Raw genomic sequence first — 24,256 nt, forward strand, 5'->3', positions numbered from 1 at the left:
TTCTTCAATCTCTACATTTGAATAGGTGAAATACATACAAAAATCCCTCGTTTTCATTTGATTTACGAGGGATTTTATCGAGATTTTCGCATTTTGTCCATAGACAATTTTGTTTTTCAACAGTATGCGAATAAGGGACATCTATATGTCCCTTATTCGTTTTTTTCTATGCAACCAAGGATAATAGAAAGAATGTAATAGAAACATATGGCGACTCAAAAAGATAGATCTTTGGGAAAATATCTCGCTAATGCGCAGTTGGATGTTTCAATAGCTGCTTATACAAAAGTCCCAAAATCATGGAAGGTGAAGGATACGTCAAAGTGAACGATGAGACCTTTTATCCTATATCCTAAACCTGGTGAACTTTATTTGCTTCCTTTATGTTCAGTTCAATCTTATGGAACGATCAGTGACAATACGTTTGAGAATTTTTGGTGTCATTTCACTGTCAAAATTGGGGATTTTCATTTGTTTCAGCTGATGAAAACTCCAGTTTTTATCAAGCCAGATGATATTGAACTTTAAAAAAATTTCAAACAACTAATTTCTTTTATGCAATGTAATAATAACTTATTTAAGTGTGTAAAAAGATCGAAATAAGCGTAGTACCTTCTTCATAAATGATAAAAAAATTAGTGCCAAGGATTCCTTGACACTAATTTTCTTTAAAAGAATTTCTTATTTTATTGTATTTAATTTTGTTCTTTTCGTCTTTTAGCTAGGATAAGAGTAATTACTCCACCTAGAGTTAATACTATTGCCCCAAGCATTAATAAATTATATGAATCTGTAGCAGTATTTGGTAAAGTATATCCCTTTTCAGGTGAAGAAATAGCATCAATTTCATCATTTGTAGAAATTTCAAATACTGCATAAGAACTAAAGTGGTTTGTAGATGCCGTTACGATGCCATCTTTATAAGCCCCACCAATCAATTCCCATTTCCTGCCATTAACATTGTAATAGTATACTTTTACATTATTTTCATCTTCAACTTCACTAGTTACATTAAATGACATTGTCATAGTATGGTCAAATTGATGATATTCAACCCCATCAGATGTAATTGTAAAATCGTATACTGCACTTTTAGCATTCTTTATATCTTTCATACGTTCGATATGAATTTCCACATCACCATCAGGTAAATTATCAGAAGGTATTGTAAGTTGCATATCTTTGTTTTCAATCTGGAAAGCAAGACCTTTTTCCTTAGCCATAGCAATTTGTTCACTTGTAAGTATTAGTTCGAATACATTTGCATTTCCAACATCAATGACAAGTGTACCATTAGCCACTATTTTATTAAGATCTTCAGTTTTTATCGAAACCTTTCCATCTTTCACTTTTACTATGATTTTCTTTGTATTTACTTGTTGATCAGTGTTTCCGTTATTTCCATTGTTTCCGTTGTTTCCATTGTTTCCATTGTTTCCATTGTTTCCATTGTTTCCATTGTTTCCGTTATTTCCATTGTTTCCATTGTTTCCGTTGTTTCCGTTGTTTCCGTTGTTTCCGTTGTTTCCATTGTTTCCATTGTCGTCATCATCGTTGTTATCGTCTGGTTCTTCTATAGGAGTAGCAGCTGCAATAATACGCCCTTCAACAGTTGGTTCAATTGTTCCACGTTGTTTAATATAATCCATCACCGCTTCATCTAATGCTGAGAAGTCTCCTGTAACTGGGAATGCTGCAAGTGCAGTATACTCATCTCCACCAGCTGCAAGGAAATCATTTGTAGCTAATGTGTATGTTGCATCCAAATCCATTGGTTCACCGTTAATTTTCATCGAATGAATTCGTTCACCAACTGGTTTTGATACATCAATCGCAAATGTAAATCCAGCAATATGCGGGAATGCTCCTTTTGCTTCTGGATAACTGTTTACTCCCATTTCTAACGCTTCTTTTAATGCAAATCCTGGTACTTCTAAAGTTTGGATGTAGTTACCGAATGGAAGTACTGTAATAACTTCACCTTTTGTAATAATGCCTTTGTCAATTGAAGCACGAATTCCGCCACCATTTGTTAAAGCAATATCAGCACCTGTAGTTTCTAACATTGCATCAGTAATTAAGTTTCCTAGATTTGTTTCTCCCGTACGAACTTGCGCACGTTCTCCATCAAGGTGTACATTTGTTTCCCCAATTTCTTCAGCTAAAATTACTTCTTGTTCTGCTTCTAAATTATTAATTAACGCAGCAACTTCTTGATCTGGTTCAATCTCAGCTGTTTCTTCAGTTGAAATTAGTGTTGCATCACGATTAATTAATTCGTCATTTTCATCAAAAGTTAATGCAACACTACCTAGATTTTCTAAATATTCTCCAGTGCTGACGATTAATGTGTCGTTTAATTCGATTTCATCAACTGTATGGCTATGACCATCGATGATTAGATCAATACCTGAAACACCTTCAGCAACGTCAAAGCTTGTATCTTGGCTTGATGCGTCTGTTCCTAAATGTGATAATGCGATAATCGCATCAACACCTTGAGCCTCAAGTTCTTCAACCATTTCATTAGCTGCTTCTACAGGATCTGTGAATGTTAAACCCTCGACATTTTTAGGATGTGTTTTGAAATCTGTTTCTGGAGTCGATAAGCCAAACATCCCGATTTCCACACCATTCACTTCTTTGATTGTATAAGGTTCATAAACTAATTCGCCTGTTTCCTCATAAATAATGTTTGCACTTAGTACTGGGAAGTCAGCGATTTCTTCTAATTCAAAAATACGCTTATAACCATAGTTGAAATCATGGTTACCTAAAGTCATGCCATCATAACCAATTTTGTTCATGATTTCTATGATGCTACTACCTTTTTCTAATGTTGCAAAAGTTGTACCGTGGAATGTATCTCCCATATCAAGTAAAAGAGTGTGTTCGTTTTCTGCTCTGTATTGATCTACTAAAGTAGCTAATTTCGCATAGCCCATTCCACCATTGTCCGTATTGTAACGGGCATGAACATCATTTGTGTGTAGGATGTTGATTGTTTTTGGTTCTACAGGAGTAGGTGCCGCAACAATACGCCCTTCTACTTTCGGTTCGATTGTACCGCGTTTTTTAATGTAATCGATCACAGCTTCATCAAGTGCTTGGTAGTCTCCTGTTACTGGGTAATTCGCAAGAACTGTATACTCATCTCCACCAGCCGCAAGAAAATCGTTAGTTGCTAATGTGTACGTTGCATTCATATCAATTGGTTCACCGTTGATTTTCATCGAATGAACGCGTTCACCTGCTGGTTTTGATGGATCAATTGCGAATGTCATTCCTCCAACATGCGGGAATGCACCCTTCACTTCTGGATAATCGGTAACTCCATTTTCTAGTGCTTTTTTTAATGCTGAACCTGGTACTTCTTGTGTTTGAATATAGTTTCCGTATGGTAGTACCGTGATCACTTCACCTTTCGTAATGACACCAGCATCAATTGATGCACGAATTCCACCACCATTTTCTAATGAAACATCTGCACCAGTAACCTCTATCATAGTATCTGCAATTAAGTTTCCTAGATTAGTTTCTCCTGCACGGACCTGCGCACGTTCTCCGTCAAGCTTAACATTCGTTGTTCCAATTTCTTCTGCTAGAATTTCCTTCTGTCCATCTTCGATTGCTTTCATAACTGCTTCTACTTCTGGATCTGGGACAATATCAGTCATTTCTTCTTTTGTAATACGTGTTGCCTCTCTACCAATTAACTCATTATTTTCATCAAAAGTTAATTCAACAACACCAAGATTTTTCAAATATTCTCCTGCACTTACAACTAAAGTGCCACTGTTTTCAATATCATCAACCGTATGACTATGACCATCAACAATCAAATCAATTCCAGGTGCATTTTGTGCTACTTTTAAGCTTGTATCTGTACTTGATTCATCTGTACCTAAATGTGTTAATGCAACGATTGCATCAACATTTTGAGACTCAAGCTCCTTAACCATTTTTTTAGCAGCTTCTACAGGATCTGTGAATTTTAATCCCTCTACATTTTTAGGATGTGTTTTGAAATGTGTTTCTGGTGTTGCTAATCCAAATATTCCAATTTTCACTCCATTTACTTCTTTTATAACATACGGATCAAGTACTAATTCTCCTGTGTCTTCATAGATGACGTTCGCACTTAAAATTGGGAAATCAGCCATTTCTTCTAATTCAAGTAAACGATTGTATCCATAGTTAAAATCATGGTTACCAGCCGTCATACTATCATAGCCAATTTCATTCATAATGCTAACAATGCTACTACCTCGTTCCAATGTAGCGAATGTTGTACCATGGAATGTATCGCCAGCATCTAAAACAAGTGTATGTTCATTTTCATCTTCAAGCTGTTTGATCAATGTTGATAATTTCGCAAAACCAATTCCATCATTCGGACCTTCAAAAACGCGTGCATGAGAATCATTTGTATGCAAAATATTAATTGCTTTTTCTCCCGTTTCATCAGCAGTTGGTAAATTAACTTGAATTAATACTGGATCATGGTCACTAGCTCTTCCATGTTCCTCCATAAATGCGGAGTTAATGTTTACAATATCTACTTCTGTTGCCGCAGCAAGACGGTTATTTACTAAAATGTGATCAAGAGTTTGAGAATTCCCTCGGTAATTGTATGTCCAACGTTCTTCTTCAGGCAATTGATCAATCATATTTACAAGTTCCGTGCCTTTTAAAGCTTCAAGTGGTTTTGAAAATTCAAAATCATTCATATCTCCAAGAACGATAATATTTGCATCGTTATTTTCAGTCATAATTCCTTTAACAAACCTATTAATTTCTGATGCAATTTTGATTCGTTCTTCTTCACTACCTAAGACAGGTGGTTGTGATTGTCCAAATAATGGAGAATCTCCTGTTTTTGAATTAAGATGGTTATTGATTACAATTACTTTTTCCCCATTAAATTCAAATTCTGCGGCTAATGATTTACGTGTGTTAGGAAATTGATCAGGTGAAATACGGCCTGGGTTTAATGTTAAACTTCCATTCTCATAATCTACTGCCTCTGTCGAAGAACCTTTTTCTCCTTCTACTAATGACACACGTTCTGGGTTATATAGATAACCTACACGAATATTACCACCTGGCGCACCGCCATCTTGTTTATCTTCTGGTGCAATGTCTGTAAACTCATAGCTTGGTCCGCCGAGTTCTTTAATTTTATCAACTAGGACTTTGTATGAATCATCAGCACTGGTCGTACCGCTATCTGTCCCACCATCATTATCTTGAACTTCTACCAACCCTAGGATGTCAGGAGTGTTTAGGTTTTCGATAATTGATTTTGCAATTTTTTCTACTTTTGAAGCATCTGTTTTAGCTGAAAAGTTTTCAATATTATAAGTTGCTACAGATAGCTTTTCTTTATCTTTCGTAATCGTTGATTTTTCCGGTGTTACTCCTCCATCTATTAAACTAGGAAGATTTTTAGATGTATCGCGATATACTTTATATGTTCCAAAGTCGTAGCTTAATACACCTGTAATCGAGCCATCAAACGTATCTCCGACTTTCGCTACATATTTCTCTCCTGCTTGAACATAAAGGATTTCGGGATTAGGATCATTCTTTGTTAATTTATAGCCACCAATTTGTGTTTTAAATTGTACTGTACCACTATCTACAACTACTGCTACATCACCATATTCCTGCGGACCGACCACAGTAGGGTTGTCCAATTGCACACGCATTCCTTCTAAACTCTCGTAAAAGTCAAGCCCATCTTCTTCAGGGTCAAACTCACTGAATGAGTCATTCTCAATGATTTGAGATGGAATAACTCGCCCGTCTTTTCCTAAAATAATTGCAGCTGGAAGTTCATTACCACTTGATAAGACTTCGGCGCTTGTCGCATTAATTTCTGTAAATGTTAAATCAGTTGTTGCTTTTTCAGCATAGCCGTCTAGGTAATACTCTTTTACTTGACCGGCAACGTTAATGTGGTCTCCTACTTTTACACCATGATTTTTCTTATAAACGAGTAGTCCTTCAGATGTTTTAAGATTGTCATCTGGGTTTGGTTCTTGAATATACACATTAGAACCATCAACATGAGTAACAATTCCATCAATATTTGCAACTGTTTTATCTTTATAAGGTGATGTATGACTTTCTCCTTGAATGTCATGAATCTCTAATTTATCTAGATTTTTACCTATTTCATATAAGAACGTTGCGACATCACTGTTTTCTAAACCATCTTTAACAGCAATAGCTTTGATTGTAACTTTTTCGGTAATATCAATAGGTTGTTCATATACTCTTGAAGATACAGTTGGTTCAGTACCATCTGTTGTGTAATGAATTGTTGCATTTTCAGTTGCAGTAGTAAGTTCTACCTTTGTTCCCTCAGCAACTATGCCCGCTTCAGGATTTGCAAAGATGGATGCAACTTTGCTACTGTCTTCCATGACATCTGATGCATTTCTTGGAATTAATCTATATGTGTTAAAGCTATATTCTACAACTCCTGTAACTTGGTCATAACTTTTCCCAACTTTCACTAAATCAGAATCAATTAAAAATGATCCTTTTTCATCACTAGCAGTATGCTCGCCATAGCTATTGACTGACTCTATGAAAATATTTTTTACAGTTACAAGTTTTCCTTCAACAACTTCTGTTAAATCAGTTGAAGTAATCACTTGAGGTGATGGAGCTCCAGCGTTCTTCTCCACTACAGTTACTGTATCAGCTGTTGCAGTAATTTGTGCCATATCATAATATTGAGTCGTTTTACCTACAGCTTTAATTTTATCCCCAATGCTTACTTTGCTATCAAGTCCTGCTGCTCTTACAATAATTCCAGCAGTACTGTCTTGTATGTAAACATTCGCCTGTCCACCAGCAACGAAAATCGCTGTTACAATACCTTCAACAGCAACATCTATATTACTCGTATTACGAATCTCCTGTATTTCTTTCACTTCTACTTCTGCTGGCGGTTCATCAACTGGGGGCTCTTCAATAACTTGTCCATCCATTTGATGAGATCCAATGTTTGTAAATGTATCTTTTGGTAGTACCTCCCAATCTCCAAGATTAAAAGATTGGCTACCTTTTGTAATAGTAGATTTTCTAACTAGGGTCAAATCTACAAGGATGTTATCAGTAGAACCCACCGTATGAATAACATCAATAATAACGTTGTTTTTCTTTAAAACAAGCGCATCATCTCCATTAAAATTAGCAACAGCGCTCATTGAATCTGCTTGTCCTTTTATTGTTTCCACAGCTTGAGAATGTGCAATGACATAAACATCATTGCTATTAAGAGTGCCTTCTAATGTCAAACTATTTCCGGCTTCTAACTTTCCATTGCTGTAAAGCTCAACAGTATAGCCACTTAAATCTATAGGATTTCCGGTCCCATTATAGATTTCAATCGCTTTATTGTTGCCTCCCCCTTCTATATATTCAGAAAAAAACAACTCTTCAGCCTGTAATTCAGCTGCTTTTCCTACTGGTCCAATACCCGTCAAGACCGGTGTAGTCATTATTAAAAAAGCAACAAAAACGATTAATGCTTTTTTAACATGTTTCGTTTTAAATGACATTTCATTTCCTCCCTATTTTGTTTTTTATCACAATTCTAATCTTACTAAGTGAATGTTTAGTAATTGTTAATATTATGTAAAATTCAGAGGGCATTCGTAAATATTTGTAGGATATTGTCATTTCCATCCTTCTATTTCATTAAAAAACATTCCACCGTCAATAAACACTCACGGAAAAAGCCTTAGTTTCATTTAAATCTATCAACCTAAAGATTTATCTTTCGATAAGAATAAATAACGATATCTTTATTGTGTGTTTGTTGAAGAACAAAAGCGCAAGCGCTGGATGCCGTGCGCTTATCCACAGGACAAGAATTTTGGTGATGATGGAGATTTCCTCGATATTAGATGATAATCTATCAACTTTAAGTGTTAATCTATCAACTTTTTGAATTTATCTATCATTCAGCAAATTTCGACATCTACTTCTAAAGTTAATCTTCCAAGAACAAAAGCGTAAGCTCCTTGATCAGCCTTGGGCAAATAAGCCAACCAGGAATTTTTTCATTTCCTAAACACATATAAAAAGAGGATACCGAATAACGGCATCCTCTTTCTTATCACACTGATTATTTCCAAACGTCATTTGCAATCTCAATTACATGACGTACTTTATCCCATTGCTGCTCCTCGGTTAAAAGATTTCCTTCTTCTGTGGAAGAAAATCCGCATTGTGGACTTAAGCAAATTTGATCTAAACTAATATACTTATTTGCTTCTTCAATTCTTGCCTTTACATTTTCCGGATTTTCTAGATCACCAAATTTTGATGTAATTAAACCTAGGACGATTTGAAGATTACTTCGATTGACATGACGTAATGATTCAAATCCTCCTGAGCGTTCATCATCAAACTCAAGGAATAATCCGTCTACGTTTAAACCACCAAAAATAATTTCCGATGCATAATCGTATCCACCACTAGAAGTATAAGTAGATTTGAAGTTACCTCTACAAATATGCATCGTAATGACCATATCTTCGGGTTTATTCATAATCGACTCATTAATAACTCTAGCATATAATGCAGCTAATTTTTCAGGGTCTTGTCCATTCTTCTCTAGTTTCTCTCTACTTTCTTCAGAGAATAACGCTGCCCATGATGTATCATCTAATTGTAAATAACGACATCCTTCATCGTAAAATGCTTTAATCGCTTTTTGATAAGCGCGAATTAAATCGTCAATTAAACTTTCTTGATTTGGGTACACCTTTTGATCCACTTGAGCTCTTGCAACCAACATATTCGGGCTTGGTATCGTAAACTTAGCAACATGATCTCCCGCAATTGAATGAAGGAATTTGTAATCCTCTAAGAATGGATGTTGATCAAAATCAATTTTCCCAGTTACTTTTACACCATGTGCTCGCGTTTCTACTCCATGGAATTGAAGGCCACTATCTGTTTCGTAAAACTCTACTCCGACAAGTCCGCCAAGAAAATCAAAATGCCACCAAGCGCGTCTTAATTCACCATCTGTTACTGCACGTAAACCAACTTCCTTTTGCTTTTTAACTAGACGGATAATTTCTTCATCTTCAATGGAACGTAACTGTTCAGCAGTAATTTCCCCATTTTGCTTTTGTAATCTTGCCTCTTTTAAACGTTCCGGTCTTAAAAAACTTCCTACTTGATCTGCTCTAAATGGTGCTTTGATTTTTGTTATAGTCAATTAATTAAACCCCTCTTCTGCTAAATAAAAAATAAGAAAAGCACAAGCGCCTTGTTCAGCCTCGGGCAAATAAGACGCTTTTGACCTCGAGGGGCCGGACGCTTGCGCTGGACACGAAAACTAAGTCAAAAAATTTATACTTATCCTTTAAAAAACAGTCTCATCCTAGTACTCACCAAGTTAATATGTATACTATGTTTTGAATCATCATTTGTAAAATTCCAAAATTTCAAAACGCTTGGTTCGAATGAATTCTACAAATCATTACAAAACGAGACTTCCCTCAATCTTTAAGGGCAATAATCTCCCATCTATCTTCTTTGTTTCTTCTAATTCTTAGGTTAGGATTTTACTTTCGTTAAGAATTAGATTAAAATCTCTAACTATTAAGTTAATTCTATATAATTGATTATTATCCCATTATCTAGCATATTAACGCAAGCTATTTTAATGATTTTTGATCTAACTTGTTATCGATTCCACCATTAATCCTAATGTGATCTCCTTAGTGTGCATATTAATCTCACCACTATTATCTTTCAGAACAATTTTATTTGAATCCTCTTTTTTCACATAACAAAAAGGCCGACGATTCATTCGACAGCCCTTTTGTTATGTAAATTATCAACCTGTATTACGTAAACCAGCTGCAATACCGCTAATTGTTAATAATACTTCCGTTAATAACTCTTCATTAGGTTCTTCTTGTTCTCGAAGTTCCTTAATTAGTTCAACTTGTAAAAAGTTTAATGGGTCTACATAAGGATTTCTGCGATGAACAGATTCCTTGATATTTGGTGTATGATCCAATAATTCCTCATCATCAGAAATTTTAAGTAGAACCGCTTTAGTCTTTTCATATTCTTCAACGATATTTCCAAAAATACGATCTGCAATTTCTTTGTCATGTACAAGAGATGTGTATTCCTTAGCAGTCGTAATGTCTGCTTTCATTAGTGCCATTTGCAGATTATCAATTGTCGAACGGAAGAATGGCCATTCTTCGTACATACGTTGTAATAACTTAAGGTTCTCCTCACCTTTTGAAGCAAAGCTTTCTAAGCCTGAACCCGCTGCGTACCATGCTGGTATTAGCTGGCGACTTTGTGTCCACGCAAAAACCCATGGAATCGCACGTAAGTCCTCAAAGCGATTACGATTTTTACGTTTAGAAGGACGTGAACCAATATTTAATTCTCCGACCTCGTTCAAAGGTGTTGCTTCTGTAAAATACGTTAAAAAGTCAGGATCCTCGAACACGAGAGATTGATATTTTTTAAGAGAAATATCTGAGATCTCTTCCATTGCTTCTTCCCATGCTTTTTCACGCAAGTGTTGCTGCTCTGATTCCTCTGATAAGTTAACAGAAGCCTCAATTAATGTTGAGGTTGCTTGCTCAAGACTACGGTAAGCAATATCTTCAAGCAAGTAACGAGAAGACAAGACTTCCCCCTGCTCTGTAATCTTTACTCCATCTCCAAGTGTTTCTCTTGGTTGTGAAAGAATGCTTCGATTTAATGGACCGCCTCCACGTCCTAAAGAACCACCTCTACCATGGAAAAACTTCAATCCGATGTTATGGCGTTTTGCCATGTCATGGATTTCAAGCTGTGCTTTATAAAGCTTCCAATTTGCCGTTAGAGTTCCACCATCTTTACTACCATCAGAGTAGCCAAGCATGATTTCTTGAGAATCTCCATGTATTTTCAAGTGATTACGGTAAACATCCAAATTAAATAATGTTTCCATAATGTTTGGACCTGCGATTAAATCATCTACTGTTTCAAGAAGCGGAGCCACATTTAAATGACTTTCAACGGTTCCATCCGCATGAAGTCTGTAAATACCAGCTTCCTTCGCTAGCACCAATACTTCAAGTAAATCACTTGCAGATTGAGTCATACTTACTAGATACACAAGAATTGATTTTTTACCGAAAGTTTCATGTGCTTCTTTGATCATTGTAAAGACTTTGATCATTTCTTGAGTTTCTTTTGAATAATCCTCATTTAATAATAAAACTGGACGAGGGTCCATCAACACGTTTTCTAATGTCTTCATTTTTTCATCTTCAGAAAGTGCTGCATAATCATCCGTTACTTTCACTTTACGTAAAATTTCTGTAATCGCCGCTTCATGCTCTCCACTATGATTCCGAATATCAAGTGTAGCTAAATGGAAGCCAAATAATTGAACTTGTCGAATTAATTTGTTAAGCATTTTTAGTTCACGATCTGCCGGCTGATGATTGTTTACACTTTGATGAATTAATAAAAGATCATCCAGTAATTCGTTAGCTGATTGATACCCAATTTCTGAATTACCTACTTCTTTAAGACGTTTTATAATAATAGCGATTTTGCGACGATATACTTCCGTTTCAACTGGCCAACGCTTTTCTATTTTTAGGTACGTTTTTTCATCATTTTCAACATTTGCAATTAGCTCTTCACTAACCTTTGCACGTGTTGTCGAGTGACTGAAGCGTTTCATCAATTCGACTAGTGCTTCTTTGTATTTTTTTATCGCTAATTCACGTTGTCGTATTAAGGTCTCCCAAGTGACTTCAGGAGTTACATTTGGGTTCCCGTCGCGGTCCCCACCAATCCACGAACCAAAATGTAGGAAATTAGGAACTTCCCACTTATGCTTTGGAAATTGCTCTGTAAGACCTTCTTCAAGATCTTGATGGATATCTGGAAGGACATCAAAAAAGGTTTGATCAAAATAATAAAGTCCGTTACGTACTTCATCAATAACTGTCGGTTTTCTTTCACGTAACTCTTCAGTTTGCCATAGAATCGTTACTTCATTTAATAAACTATCCTCCAGTTTTTTGCGTTCCTTTTTTGTCAACGTAGTGTTATCTAAGTTTTTCAAAATAGTTGCGATACGCTTTTGGATTTCGATTACTGAACGCTTCGTCGCTTCCGTTGGATGGGCAGTAATAACTAACTCTAGCGATATCGTATTTAGAACATTTTGAATTGTCGCCTCATCAATTTTATTTTCTTTCAAGGATAAAATTGCACTTTCGATTGAGGCCTTCTGTACGACATGATCATCTTGAAGCTGATATTCTCGGCGTCTGCGGATGCGATGATTTAATTCTGCGGCATTGATTAGATGAAAGTAAATTGAAAAGGCGCGAATAACTTGCTTACGCATCGGTGGATCTAAATTCACAATTTCTTCTTTTAATTCATTATAGATATCTTTATCATCATTTTTTCGAAGAGTTATCGCCATCACTCTTAACTTTTCAACTTTTTCTAGAAGCTGCATTCCACCATGATGAACAAGGATTTCACCAAGAATATGACCTAGTGTTTTTATATCACGACGTAATGGGAGACTGCTACTATTTGTATCAATACTTGTTGTCATAGATTCACTTCCCTCAAATTTTGTTATTCTGGTAAATATTAAGATAATTCTATCATAACATTTTCTAGAGAGAAAATCAGCAAAAAACGTATTAATGATATCAACATGAGATGAATTCTACGGAATTGATCTAAATTAGACATCTAATAAGCATGTTTTTTTACATTTTAACGCGAAATGTAAATGAATTGGAAACTAAACAGTCCTGCTAGCAATTTTAAAATAATAAAAAGTATCGATTCTATTTATAACTAATTAGATTTCCATCTAATTTTATTATCTTTTTTAACCAGTAAAATATTCGTTGAAAAATCGTGATTCAACTCACTAAATTAATTTTGAAGGAGCCTTTTTACAGAAAAGCTAACATTATTATTTCATTTTCAAAATCGTGATTTGAATCCGCATGGATATGACTGCACTGTGAAACGGGATAAAGACCCTACTTAAAAAAGGAGGGTCTTTTCTCTTATCTATTCGATAATTCTAACTTTAGGGTAACTTTAAACAAATCACCATCAACATCAATATCCAAAGCCCCTTCATGCAAATCAATAATTGATTTAGCAATCGCTAGACCCAGGCCAGATCCATCCGTATTACGTGATTCGTCACCGCGCTTAAATCGATCGAATAACTCATCAACATCATCATTTAGCTCATATTTTGAGATGTTTTTAAACGTAATCATCACATGTTCTTTTTCCACTTTGACATTAATATATGCCCTTGTGTTTTCTAAGGAATATTTAAGGATGTTTCCAATTAAGTTATCAAATACACGCCAAATCTTTTGGCCATCTACAATGGCATAGACTGGTTGATCCGGATTTATAACTCTAAATTGTATCGAGGAGTCTTGAATCGTTTCGTTATATTCAGCCAACGCTTGTTGTAGTAGTTGAACGATATCAACTTTTACTTTTATTAACTCGATGTTTCCACTCGCCATTTTTGATGCTTCAAATAAATCATCAATTAATACTTTTAAGCGTTTTGATTTTCGATCAATCACTTCAAGATACGTACTACGTTCATCTTCGGTTATTTCATGATTTTTCAAAAGCTCTGAATACGTAATAATCGATGTTAATGGCGTACGTAAATCATGGCTAACATTTGTTATTAATTCTGTTTTTAACCTTTCGCTTTTTGCCTGCGCTTTTTGTGAAACCTTCACACCATGCTTCATTGTATTAATATCTTCTGCAAGTTTAGCCAAAACTGATTTTCCGACAACTTTTAGATCAGGCTCAAAATGTCCATTTGCTAATGCATGGGTATTTTTAATTATTTCGTTAAAATAGCCTGTTCTTTTGACGATAAGGAAAAACAATGGTACTACGACAATGAAAAACGCTGGTACATACAGGAGTAGGAATAATGGTTCGATGATGATTAGGATGGTTCCTACTCCAAATAGAAAGACTAATGTTAGAATGATAAATACTTGTGTTCCTACTTTTCGATTTAGGAATGCATCTCTAATTATTTTTACGAATTGTGCAATCAATAAGGTTTTCCAGATTTCTTTATTAGTAAATAAAGAAATTAGTCTCGGATACATTAAGATTCCTTGTATGACAGTAACTCCAAAAAACAAAATTAATAAAATGAACAGATTAATCATTTCTCTAAGCATGGAATAATCATATATATCAAGCATCAAAAATAGCGAAATCACCGCTGTTACTCCAAAAGGAATTAAGGCAACATCAAACGGGATTCTATCATAGTATGCCTTCCACTTACTTGAAGCAATTCTATTAACAATCCTTATTTTCTTCCCAATCAACACGCTTACTACTAAAGCTATTACTGCTCCAATCGTAAATATCCAAAACAACTTTCTTTGTTCCTGATATTCATAATATTCGCCCATTATATAATTTGATTTAGGTGCATCTTTAGAAATCGAGATTTTCCCTTCATATAATGCATTAGAATCAGTTATAAATTCATCATTACTTAAGCTGAATTGATGCTCCCACATGTTAAGGTAATTATGATTCCCCATTGGATAACTACGAATAAATGCCATCGTTTTATTATTTATATACTTATCAACTGATTGACTTTCTTTACTTGGAAGATTAGTGTATATTTCATCAGTTGATATGTTCTTAAGATAATATGTAAAAACCTTTTGATATGTTAGATAATCTTCACGATGCGTTTCTAAGTCCTTGTAATATTCATCAATTTGTTGTTCCTTTTCCTTTAGTATTTTCTCCTTGACATACTCATCACTTTCAAAGTTTTTTGTGATATCTTTTATCTTTGTATCTCTTTCATTCCTATATATATCCATAATATTTTTGTCATTGCTATCTTGAGCATTTTGAATGTTTTCTTCATATTGTTGTTCAATACTTGTAATTTGCTCGGCAAGATCACCGTATCGATAACGATATTCTTCTACTTCTTCATTTGTTATCGCAATCGATTTTTTCATTTCTTCTTTAGATTGATAAGAAACCTCAAATGCCTGGATATATTCAATTAATTGGCTTACCCTCTCTTCAAATTGAATCGTCTTAAAATAGCTTTGCTTTGTGTACTCTCTATCATTAACTAATGCTGCAAATACACCACTCACTCCATAAGTAAATAAAATAAGCCAGACAATCATCGCGGCTCTACTTTTCCATTTTGTATCCAATTCCCCATACCACCTTTAAATATCTTGGATTTTTAGGGTCGATTTCAATTTTTTCCCGAATTTTACGAATATGCACTGCAACGGTATTATCCGCGTTGTAGCAAGGTTCCTTCCAAACCTTTTCATAAATTTCAGTGATAGAGAACACTCGACCAGCATTCACCATTAATAATTCAACGATTCTGTATTCAATCGGAGTTAATTTTACAGCTTCACCATTTACAGCAACTTCTTTTGCGGCTTGATCAATCGTAAGTCCATTTAGATCTATCTGTTTGTTTCCACCTTCAAATGGACCTAATTTCACATATCTTCTAAGCTGAGATTTCACTCTGGCAATAAGTTCTAATGGATTAAATGGCTTTGTCACATAATCATCAGCACCAATTTGTAACCCTAAAATCTTATCGGTATCTTCACTTTTTGCACTTAAAATAATAATTGGGATATTCTTTTTTTCACGTATTTTAAATGTTGTTGCAATTCCATCCATTCTTGGCATCATAATATCTAATAAAATTAAGTGGACTTCATGTTCATTTAATCGTTCAGTTGCTTCAATGCCATCCCGTGCAGTTAATACTGTCATTCCTTCATTTTTTAAATATATTTTAATCCCGTCTCGGATTTCTTTATCATCATCCACGACTAACACAACATAATTATCCATTTACACATTCCTCCTTTCCAAAGTATACCATGTGTGGATTTTAAGATTATTTCTAGTATAAGCAGTAGTTCTTAATTAAAGGGTAAGAGAAATATGAAGAATTCCTTAAGATTTAATTGGCTACTATGAAGAAACTAATAAACCTCCAAATTAATTACAAAGGGTTCCGTTTTAGGTTGCTTTTTCAAATTACAGAAGAATTGATATCTTAGTTTCTGGTCACAGTTAAGGGTTTTTGGTTACCCGCATTGCCCTTTTGGACACGTTTATTACTTTTTCGTTACCGCCAGTGATTTCGGGCAAAATTTAGTCCTTCAAATAACATAAAATGACGTGTGCTAATTCACACGTCATTTTTTATGATTAACACTTCTTGTGACTAAAATTTGAATACTCCTCAAATTCCCCTCATCAGTCATGCTAGTAGTTATTTAGCTTATTTGGGAATGGATGATAGGTAGTCTACATCTATAACATAATTAGATAGTGGAATATCTAGATTTTGTATTGCACGGGACACCAAGTTGCCCATTTGGATAGCTCCGTATTCTTGAAAATGTGTATTATCCTGTGAACCTTTTGGGAATGCTGGATACACTCCTGGTTCTGTATGTAGAAATACCGATCGTGTCCCCTTTGGACCAATCTTATTATAGTACGCAATGCTTAAGGCACTGAGATCTACTAATGGAACATCTAATTCTGTAGCTACCTCCTTCATCCCTTGGACATATTCTGGAAAACTGACATTGAATTGGCCAGTAGCTTCATTAAAAACTCTTCGTCCAATTGGTGTTATTAAAATAGGTGTTGCCCCACGCTGACGTGCCCCATCAACATATATTTTTAAATATTTTTTAAAATCTCCCACAGATGTATAAAGCTCTGGACGATTTTTTTTGGCATCATTATGTCCAAATTGGATAAGAAGATAATCATTCGGTTTCATTACCCTTAAAATCCTCATTAATCTACCTTCATTGATAAACGATTTCGAGCTTCTGCCACTAATTGCATGATTTTCAAACATAATTTCCGAGCTGAAAAATTGTGAAATCATTTGTCCCCAACCAGCTTTTGGCTCCCATTTCTTATCATATGTCTGCACAGTTGAATCTCCAGCTATGAACACTCTCAGATGTTTTTTAGGCATCTTCTCAATAGGTTTCGCAGGTGCAACTGGAGTCGAAATGAATAATATCAATAAACTCATTAAAACTATAATAATCGCTCTCCACTTGCTTTTCTTCTTAATAATGATTTTGCACCCATCCCTTCTTCTTTCGTTTTGTGTATAGCTATAAGTTTGAAAAATTCTTCATAGTTTTCCCGAAAAAAATTTTAGAATGTAGATGATTTAATTTTTATTAACGCCGTTTCCATATTAAGAGGAACAATCTCTTCCACATTTGCCTCTATCTATTTGAGACGACGAAAAAACCTCCAAATTCACGGAGGCTCCTAAAATTTTTTACAAAAAGTAGCTACGAGAATATTCACCGACTTTTGTAAAATTTATTGTTTCTCTTCTAGATCTTCCAAATAATCAATAGCTTCCTCTAATGAAGCAACTGGTACTACTTGAAGGTCGTATTCATTTCCCTTAACTTCTGCGAGGACATCCTTTTCATTCGTGTCGATAGCAGTGAGATCTTTTGGTGTGAAGAAGATGTCTGCCCCTTCTTCATTAGCTGCTGTCACTTTATGAGTGATTCCACCTATTTGACCTACGTTACCGTTATGATCAATTGTACCAGTACCGGCAATTTTGTATCCTTTTGTCAAATCGGCTGAAGTTAGTTGATTGTAGATTTCCAGGGAAAACATTAAGCCAGCTGATGGTCCACCAATATCCTCACTATTTATTTTTACTTTTTTTGATACAGTGGCTGTGAATTCTTCTTCTGGAACAATTCCTATACCAGCCCTATTAGTTGAAGCATCTACAGTAATCATTTCAACATTTTCTTTCAACTCTTGTCCACCACGTTCGATTGTTAGTGTGGCACTATCACCTATTTTTTTATTTTCTTCAATATATGAGATAAACTTAGGTGCTTCCGTTATTTTTTCACCATCAATACTCGTAATGATGTCGCCGACTTTCAGTACTTTTTTTGCCGGTGAATCTGGAAGAATGCCACTTACGAAAATTCCATGATAGGCAATGTCCACCTGTTCACCTGCTTCTATAAAGCCTGCGACTAAGGCATTTTGCTGAGAGTCCTTCATCATAAAGTTTAATAGCTTTGTATATTCATCATCAGATAAATCACCTTTCACATCATCACCTTTCATAATATCGGTGTGAGGCGCAATAAGCCCGTACGCTAATATATAAGGGTTAAAAGCTTTTATAGATAGTACCGTTGTAAGGTTAAAGCTTCCTTTTTTTTCATCTCTGTGTCCACCTTCCACCGTTATGATCGGCTCTAATGCTTCAACAGGCCCTGGTTGATAAAGATAGAATGGTGTCGGGATAAAGGCAATAATGATCAAACATATCATCGTGATCAATATCCGTTTCATTGAGAATTTATAGTATTTTCGTATCACTAGATAATCTCCTCTTTTGTTTATGTATTAATATACTATATTATTATATTCTTATTTAATGAAAAATAGAATTTCAACAACTTGATATAAAGCGCGAGTTACTTCTTAAAACTTGAGGTAGGTGTCTCACTTCTAAAAGAGGAGTGGATTAGATTGAAATTTGGGCAGTGAACAAAAGCGCTGGAGCTGGATGTCGCGCGCTCATCCACATCACCATAATTTCACAGTTCTCTAATCGATAAAAAAAGACTGGGATTTGGCTGGAAGCATTCACTTCCAGCCAAATTCAGTCTCTTTGAATTACATTGTACGACTATAGTCTTTTTTCGCCTGTAGCGTGAATTCCCGCTGTAGCAAATTGACTTCAAACAATTTCAACGGATCATAAAAGATTTCAGGGTTTGCTTGCATATTACTTAATGCTTCTTTACCTTCGTTTATCGCTGTTTCAGTTTCAACAATTGTTTCCGTCACTTCATTTAATGGTCCATTAAAGAAAGAGGAAACATCTTGATTTAACCCTTTCTCAAACAAATCAAAAGGTATAAACAATTTCATCGCAATAGATTTTGTTACTTCCTCATATGTTTCATTTTCAACGTATTTTTTATATTGATTAGCAAGCATCGTTTTATTTTGATTCATTGCACCAAATAGTTTACCTGCACTTTTTAATAATAATTGCGCTGGATTATGTCTTAACATGATGTTTTCTTTTTCGTACTGAATTCTACCTGTCATTCGATGAATATCACGACGCCAGTCCTCTAATACTGTAAACTCACATGTTAGTTTTAGCTTATCCTGTTGATAGATTTCATTAAAGGTTTCGCTCATTTCCTTTAAGTAAGATTGACATTCTAGTAATTCATCATGTGATGCAGAAACCCAATCTGCAAGTTTTTCAAAAACAGATGGTAGCAAGGAGTGTTCAAAATAATCCTGTACTTTAACATTCATACTTTCGTTAAGCATGATGTGAATTTGTTTAAAATCACTATCTTCTTTAATAAGCTCTGAACTTTCTTTTAACAATTTAGGTACTGCTTCTTTTAACTCATTTCTACTTTCAGTCACTAAAGCTTTGTATGCAGTTAAAATTGCGGCAACTTTCTCGTGTTGGAGATCAATTAGTTTATTCGTAAAACCATTTAAACGCCCTAAAAGATCTTCATTCCATTCAATTGAATCAATTAACCCTTTTTCCATATCTACACGTTTTTGAATTAAGTTAGATAGCATTTTACGAATCAATGTAAGAACCTTTGCAGTCTGCTTCTCTTGCTTCTCCTTCATGCTATTAGGGAAATTCGTATATAAAAACGAATTTAATTGACTTAACTGCTGACTAAATGGATGTAGTGACGAATAAGGTAGTATCTCTGACTCAGGATATACATTTGCAATTTTTTCCTTAACTTCGGAAGTCCGAGTTTGAGTATGGGCATCACTTGAAATTACATCAACTTTATTCAACAAAAAGTGTACCTTTAAGTCTGGTGCAAATTTTTTCATTTGGCATAATACATCGTACTCTCTTTCAGATAACTCCGATGCCCCATCAAGAACATATAGCAATCCATCAGCCAAGAGTAGCGAATCAAACAGCTGGTTTCTTGATTCATGATGATCATTAATTGGAGGTGTATCAATGATTGCACACTGATGTTCGTGCAATAAAATACAAGGGTGCTTCACATGAAAAAGTGACGTTACTTCTTTTTTCATTAATTCATCTAACGAACGTTGGCTATGTACAGGCCGTACTTCTGAATCAGTAACGTGATTCATCGTTAGCTCGTCATCATCATGAATCACTACGAAGGATGATGTTGACCCTTTGAACAATTGGTCGCCTAATAAGGAATTAACAAACGTGGTTTTCCCACTTCCAGCTTTTCCCGCTAACAGAAAATGATTTTTTATTTGTGGGTTGATAAGCTCTTCTAACCACCAATTAATTCTAAAATCTATCTCTACCGAATGACTTTCCGCCCACCCACTAATCGTATCAAATAGTTGTAACGCGTTTTCTAATCCACTTTGATTATTTTCTGCTTCAAAAATAATCGATTCAGCTTTATATACAGCATCAGGCAGAACCGTACCAGGAAAAATTTCATTCCAAGCTAATACAGTCGCCGATGGAAACAAACCATTTGTTCGTGTTGAAAGCTTTAACCAGCTAGCCAATAAATTCGGTATAACATCATGTAGCTGATTTAAATAGTAAGACCCACCTGTCAAGTCAAGATATGTCTCTTCAAAAAGTTGTACGGTTTGATCCCATTGATGATCACTTGTTTTAAGGTCTACTGTAAAAAACATATCATTAATCGTTTTTAACCAGGTAAGATAGGATTTCTCATTTTTATAGCTATCCCATAACGCCCCAATAAATTGCGCAAATGAAGTTTGGCTAACTTCGAAAAATGTGAGTAGTGCTTCTGCAAAAAAATCAGGTTGGAATTTTTTTGTGTACCCAGCTTTTACATATGAAATCAAGGTAGAGAACCATTCTTCTTGCTCTGTTCGAATCGATTCAAGGACCGCAAGCTTTACTGCATTGTCGTAATCATGACGTTCTTCATAAAAAGCTCGGGCAATCCGAGTAACTTGTGGATAATCTGGATTGATTGATAACGCCTTTTTTATGATTTCATATGCATTTTCTACTTTATTCCTATCTTGATACAAAGAAAATAATTTAAGAGCCACTTCAATAGTTAACGTGTTATCATCTGTTTCGATTGATATGTACATATCTTCGGCAGCTGATAGCAATCCTAACTCGTTATAAGCATCACCGATATTTTTTTTCGCCCATGGTTCGAGCTCATTTTTTATATTTTCCCATTTAAAAATGGCTGTTTCATAATCCTGATAAAGATAATAAACTTCCCCTTGAGCAAAACGAATGTATGACAAATCAAAGCTTTCATCACTGTTTTGCTCTTCAAAATAGACTTGACCTAGTATTTGAGCAGGCGTTCTTTTATCACTTTCTCCCAAATACGTTTCATAATATGTTTTATGGATTAGTTGTTTTTCTATTGTCATAATATCCTCCTGCAAAAAATAAATTATCTCTTACATATACTAAACCTGAATAGTTAACGAACCTATTAAAATTACGGTCTTTTGGTTTATTTTAACAGATATATCTCCACAAAAATGATAAAATTGAAATCATTTTTATTTAATTTCTAATACTCCAGCAATAACGATGAAAATCTCACTAAATATTATTTTTTGTAGTTGTAGAAAAAGCAAATGCGTTTTTCGACTTCGAAAAAATAGGCCACATATGAATGAATAGAGTTCTTTACCTTCCATTCATATGTGGCTAAGTAGTTTAGAAATAAGCAGTGCTAAATTAAAAAATTCGTGAAGGGTCTTCGTTTTATGGGGGTTTGGATAGTAATCATATGTAATGGATTCTTTTGAAGAATATAGAGACTTGATTACACGATTGAATTTTATTACCTTCCCAACTTAAAAAATTATTAGTAGTAGCTTCAATAATTAACTAATAGGATTCAGTTTCAATGCCTCCCTGCTAGGAGTTTCACTAGTGATCTTATTTTCATCCTTTATTAATTAGTTCGTGAATATCCCATTCATCATCCATGACGATTCCCTTCTTGTTTCTTCATCTTCTTAACTCTTCTTAGGATCATTGATAATAAAATTCCGATAAGCAATCCAGGTATAAGTGAGAGAATTGGTAGCCAAATAGGACCTAATAGGACACCTCTAATCGTAAAAACGGGCGAATACATAAGTCCTACTGTGACGGAATACGCTCCAAATACAAATGGAAGGAACGAATATCGAGATGTTTCTCCTTTTGCATCTTTATATGCATCCCACATCGCAAACATATACACACAAGGATAAAACATAATCCACTGAAAGTTTATAATGTGGATTGCTTTGTCTATTTCTCCCAGGAAACTAGCCATAATGGCTGAGTTAAAATTACTATTCACATTAATTAGAAATTCTAAAGCGATTAAGACAATTCCTTTAACAAGTTTTTTATTCAGTAATTGAGCAAATCCAGGTAAGGCAATACTCCAAAATATTGCTTCTATTTTTGATGTCATATTAAAGTTTCCTATTCATCATATTTATCAATTCATCGTATTAATTTGGACGATTTAAGCCCAAAAACCTACTGTTATATGTTTAAAACATGTCATTTATTCCAGAATAATAGATAAAAAAACCTCACTTCAAGACATAGCGGAAACGAAAATTTTTTAGAAAAATGGGACAAACTAGATAATAAGACGAAGATACAACCAACTAACCACTTAAGAACGAGAGACATCCATCAGAGGGGATTTTCTTTATCACTCTATCTTCGTTGTTTCACTTGAATCTTGAGGTTCTGGTTTTACTGAAAGGTAAGAATGAGATCAAACACTTTACATTATTATTATTTACAATTAATACCAATTTTATTCTTAATTTGAGATTTTACCCATAAATCATTCGTAAGAAATTACATACTCGTACCTAATATCAGACGTGACATAACGTAAAAAAGAGCTTGGAAAAGTTGCTTCAAACCCGTTTTTGATTTAAATATATTCATTAGTCTCACCATATTAGCTATTCCTGAACTTCGGTAAACTACAGATAAAAGCATACTTCTATTAAAAAATTTCTAAAAGAAGTATTTCAAAATAGTCACGATTCACTACCCATGAAGGACTTATTGATTCGGATAGGTTTCTCGCAAGAATAAGATAGATTGGTTAATTAATGCTTTTAAAACATCAACATCAATATCTGCTACCTTATTGATGTACACACACGCTTTCCCTGTCGTATGTTTCCCAAAGTCCTTTAACAATTCCTCTCGTTTTTTATCACCGGTCGCAAAATACAAACTAATTTTTGCCTTACGTGGTGAAAAGCCAACTAGTGGTGCATCGCCTTCATGTCCGGATTCATATTTATAATGATATGAACCAAATCCGATAATACTCGGGCCCCACATCTTTGCTTTAAACCCACTTGTTTCAGTAAAAAGATCTAATAGTTTATATGCGTCTTCACGTTTTTTAGGGCTTTCGACATTTTCTATAAATTCAATGACACTGTTGTCCGTTTCTTTTGTTTTGAGTTCATACATAATTTAAATCCCCTATTCTTAATTTTTAAAAAAATCACTTTAAAAGGAACATATTATATTTATTAAACGTAGGGTAATTCTTTTCCTTCTAAGTAAGCTTTTAAATTTGCCAAAGAATATTCGAAACCATCTTGGTTAAATTGTACTCTTGTTCCGCTAGATTCTGAACATAACTCAATTGTAAAATGCATTTCATTTGAATCCCAGTAATAAGAAAACTTTTGATTAGGGATGACTTCTTTAATCGTAAAATTCATTGGCATGCATTCGCCTTCTTTTAGGTCATTGTATGAACTTGGCATCAATGTAAAAACTGCTTGCTCTCCGACCGCAAATGTAGGAATATCCCATTTCGAACCCGGCGCATACCATACCGAAAATTTCTCATCGTTTTCAATCGCATTCCAAACTGCTTCCTTATCCTTAGCTATTAAGATCGAACTACTGCCATTACTCACTTTTCCACCCCCGTGTTTGTCCTTTTTAGTATAAAAAAGGTAGAAAGAAAAGACAAACATGTTTTGAGACATTCCTGAGGTCAAGCAATAAGGAACATTAAAGGATTTGCAACAAACCTATTACCAC

At 34.7% G+C, this 24,256-nt stretch carries 11 protein-coding genes; all 11 read right to left on the reverse strand.

Features of this window, described 5'->3' with window-relative positions:
- Positions 1 to 695: 695 nt before the first annotated feature.
- Positions 696 to 7,577 (reverse strand): 5'-nucleotidase C-terminal domain-containing protein, encoded by a 6,882-nt coding sequence (locus K9V48_RS15015; protein WP_224139832.1) that lies wholly within the window; start codon positions 7,575 to 7,577, stop codon positions 696 to 698.
- A gap of 569 nt (positions 7,578 to 8,146) precedes the next feature.
- Positions 8,147 to 9,250: a 5-methyltetrahydropteroyltriglutamate--homocysteine S-methyltransferase gene (locus K9V48_RS15020; RefSeq protein ID WP_224139834.1), complete on the reverse strand. Its 1,104-nt coding sequence runs from the start codon at positions 9,248 to 9,250 to the stop codon at positions 8,147 to 8,149.
- A gap of 624 nt (positions 9,251 to 9,874) precedes the next feature.
- Positions 9,875 to 12,637 carry a phosphoenolpyruvate carboxylase gene (gene ppc / locus K9V48_RS15025; RefSeq protein ID WP_224139836.1) on the reverse strand — a complete coding sequence of 921 codons (2,763 nt, stop codon included), beginning with the start codon at positions 12,635 to 12,637 and terminating at the stop codon, positions 9,875 to 9,877.
- A gap of 469 nt (positions 12,638 to 13,106) precedes the next feature.
- On the reverse strand, positions 13,107 to 15,299 hold the full coding sequence (locus K9V48_RS15030) for a HAMP domain-containing sensor histidine kinase (RefSeq protein ID WP_224139838.1): 2,193 nt from the start codon (positions 15,297 to 15,299) through the stop codon (positions 13,107 to 13,109).
- The gene (locus K9V48_RS15035; RefSeq protein WP_224139840.1) at positions 15,277 to 15,969 is read right to left on the reverse strand and encodes a response regulator transcription factor; all 693 of its coding nucleotides are present in this window, start codon (positions 15,967 to 15,969) and stop codon (positions 15,277 to 15,279) included. Before K9V48_RS15035 ends, K9V48_RS15030 begins: the two co-directional genes overlap by 23 nt.
- 436 nt (positions 15,970 to 16,405) lie before the next feature.
- A complete protein-coding gene (locus K9V48_RS15040; RefSeq protein WP_308012585.1) occupies positions 16,406 to 17,182 on the reverse strand; it encodes a rhamnogalacturonan acetylesterase in 777 nt (258 codons plus the stop codon).
- Positions 17,183 to 17,484: 302 nt separating this feature from the next.
- Complete coding sequence (locus K9V48_RS15045; RefSeq protein WP_224139842.1) at positions 17,485 to 18,525, reverse strand: SepM family pheromone-processing serine protease; 1,041 nt, start codon at positions 18,523 to 18,525, stop codon at positions 17,485 to 17,487.
- A gap of 300 nt (positions 18,526 to 18,825) precedes the next feature.
- Positions 18,826 to 21,585 carry a GTPase domain-containing protein gene (locus K9V48_RS15050; protein WP_224139844.1) on the reverse strand — a complete coding sequence of 920 codons (2,760 nt, stop codon included), beginning with the start codon at positions 21,583 to 21,585 and terminating at the stop codon, positions 18,826 to 18,828.
- Between the two features lie 563 nt (positions 21,586 to 22,148).
- Positions 22,149 to 22,634, reverse strand: a complete 486-nt coding sequence (locus K9V48_RS15055; protein ID WP_224139846.1) for a hypothetical protein — start codon at positions 22,632 to 22,634, stop codon at positions 22,149 to 22,151.
- Between the two features lie 614 nt (positions 22,635 to 23,248).
- The gene (locus K9V48_RS15060) at positions 23,249 to 23,671 is read right to left on the reverse strand and encodes a DUF1801 domain-containing protein (RefSeq protein WP_224139848.1); all 423 of its coding nucleotides are present in this window, start codon (positions 23,669 to 23,671) and stop codon (positions 23,249 to 23,251) included.
- Between the two features lie 62 nt (positions 23,672 to 23,733).
- Positions 23,734 to 24,129, reverse strand: a complete 396-nt coding sequence (locus K9V48_RS15065; protein ID WP_224139850.1) for an SRPBCC family protein — start codon at positions 24,127 to 24,129, stop codon at positions 23,734 to 23,736.
- Between the last annotated feature and the right edge of the window lie 127 nt (positions 24,130 to 24,256).

The sequence above is a fragment of the Metabacillus rhizolycopersici genome (assembly GCF_020075705.1).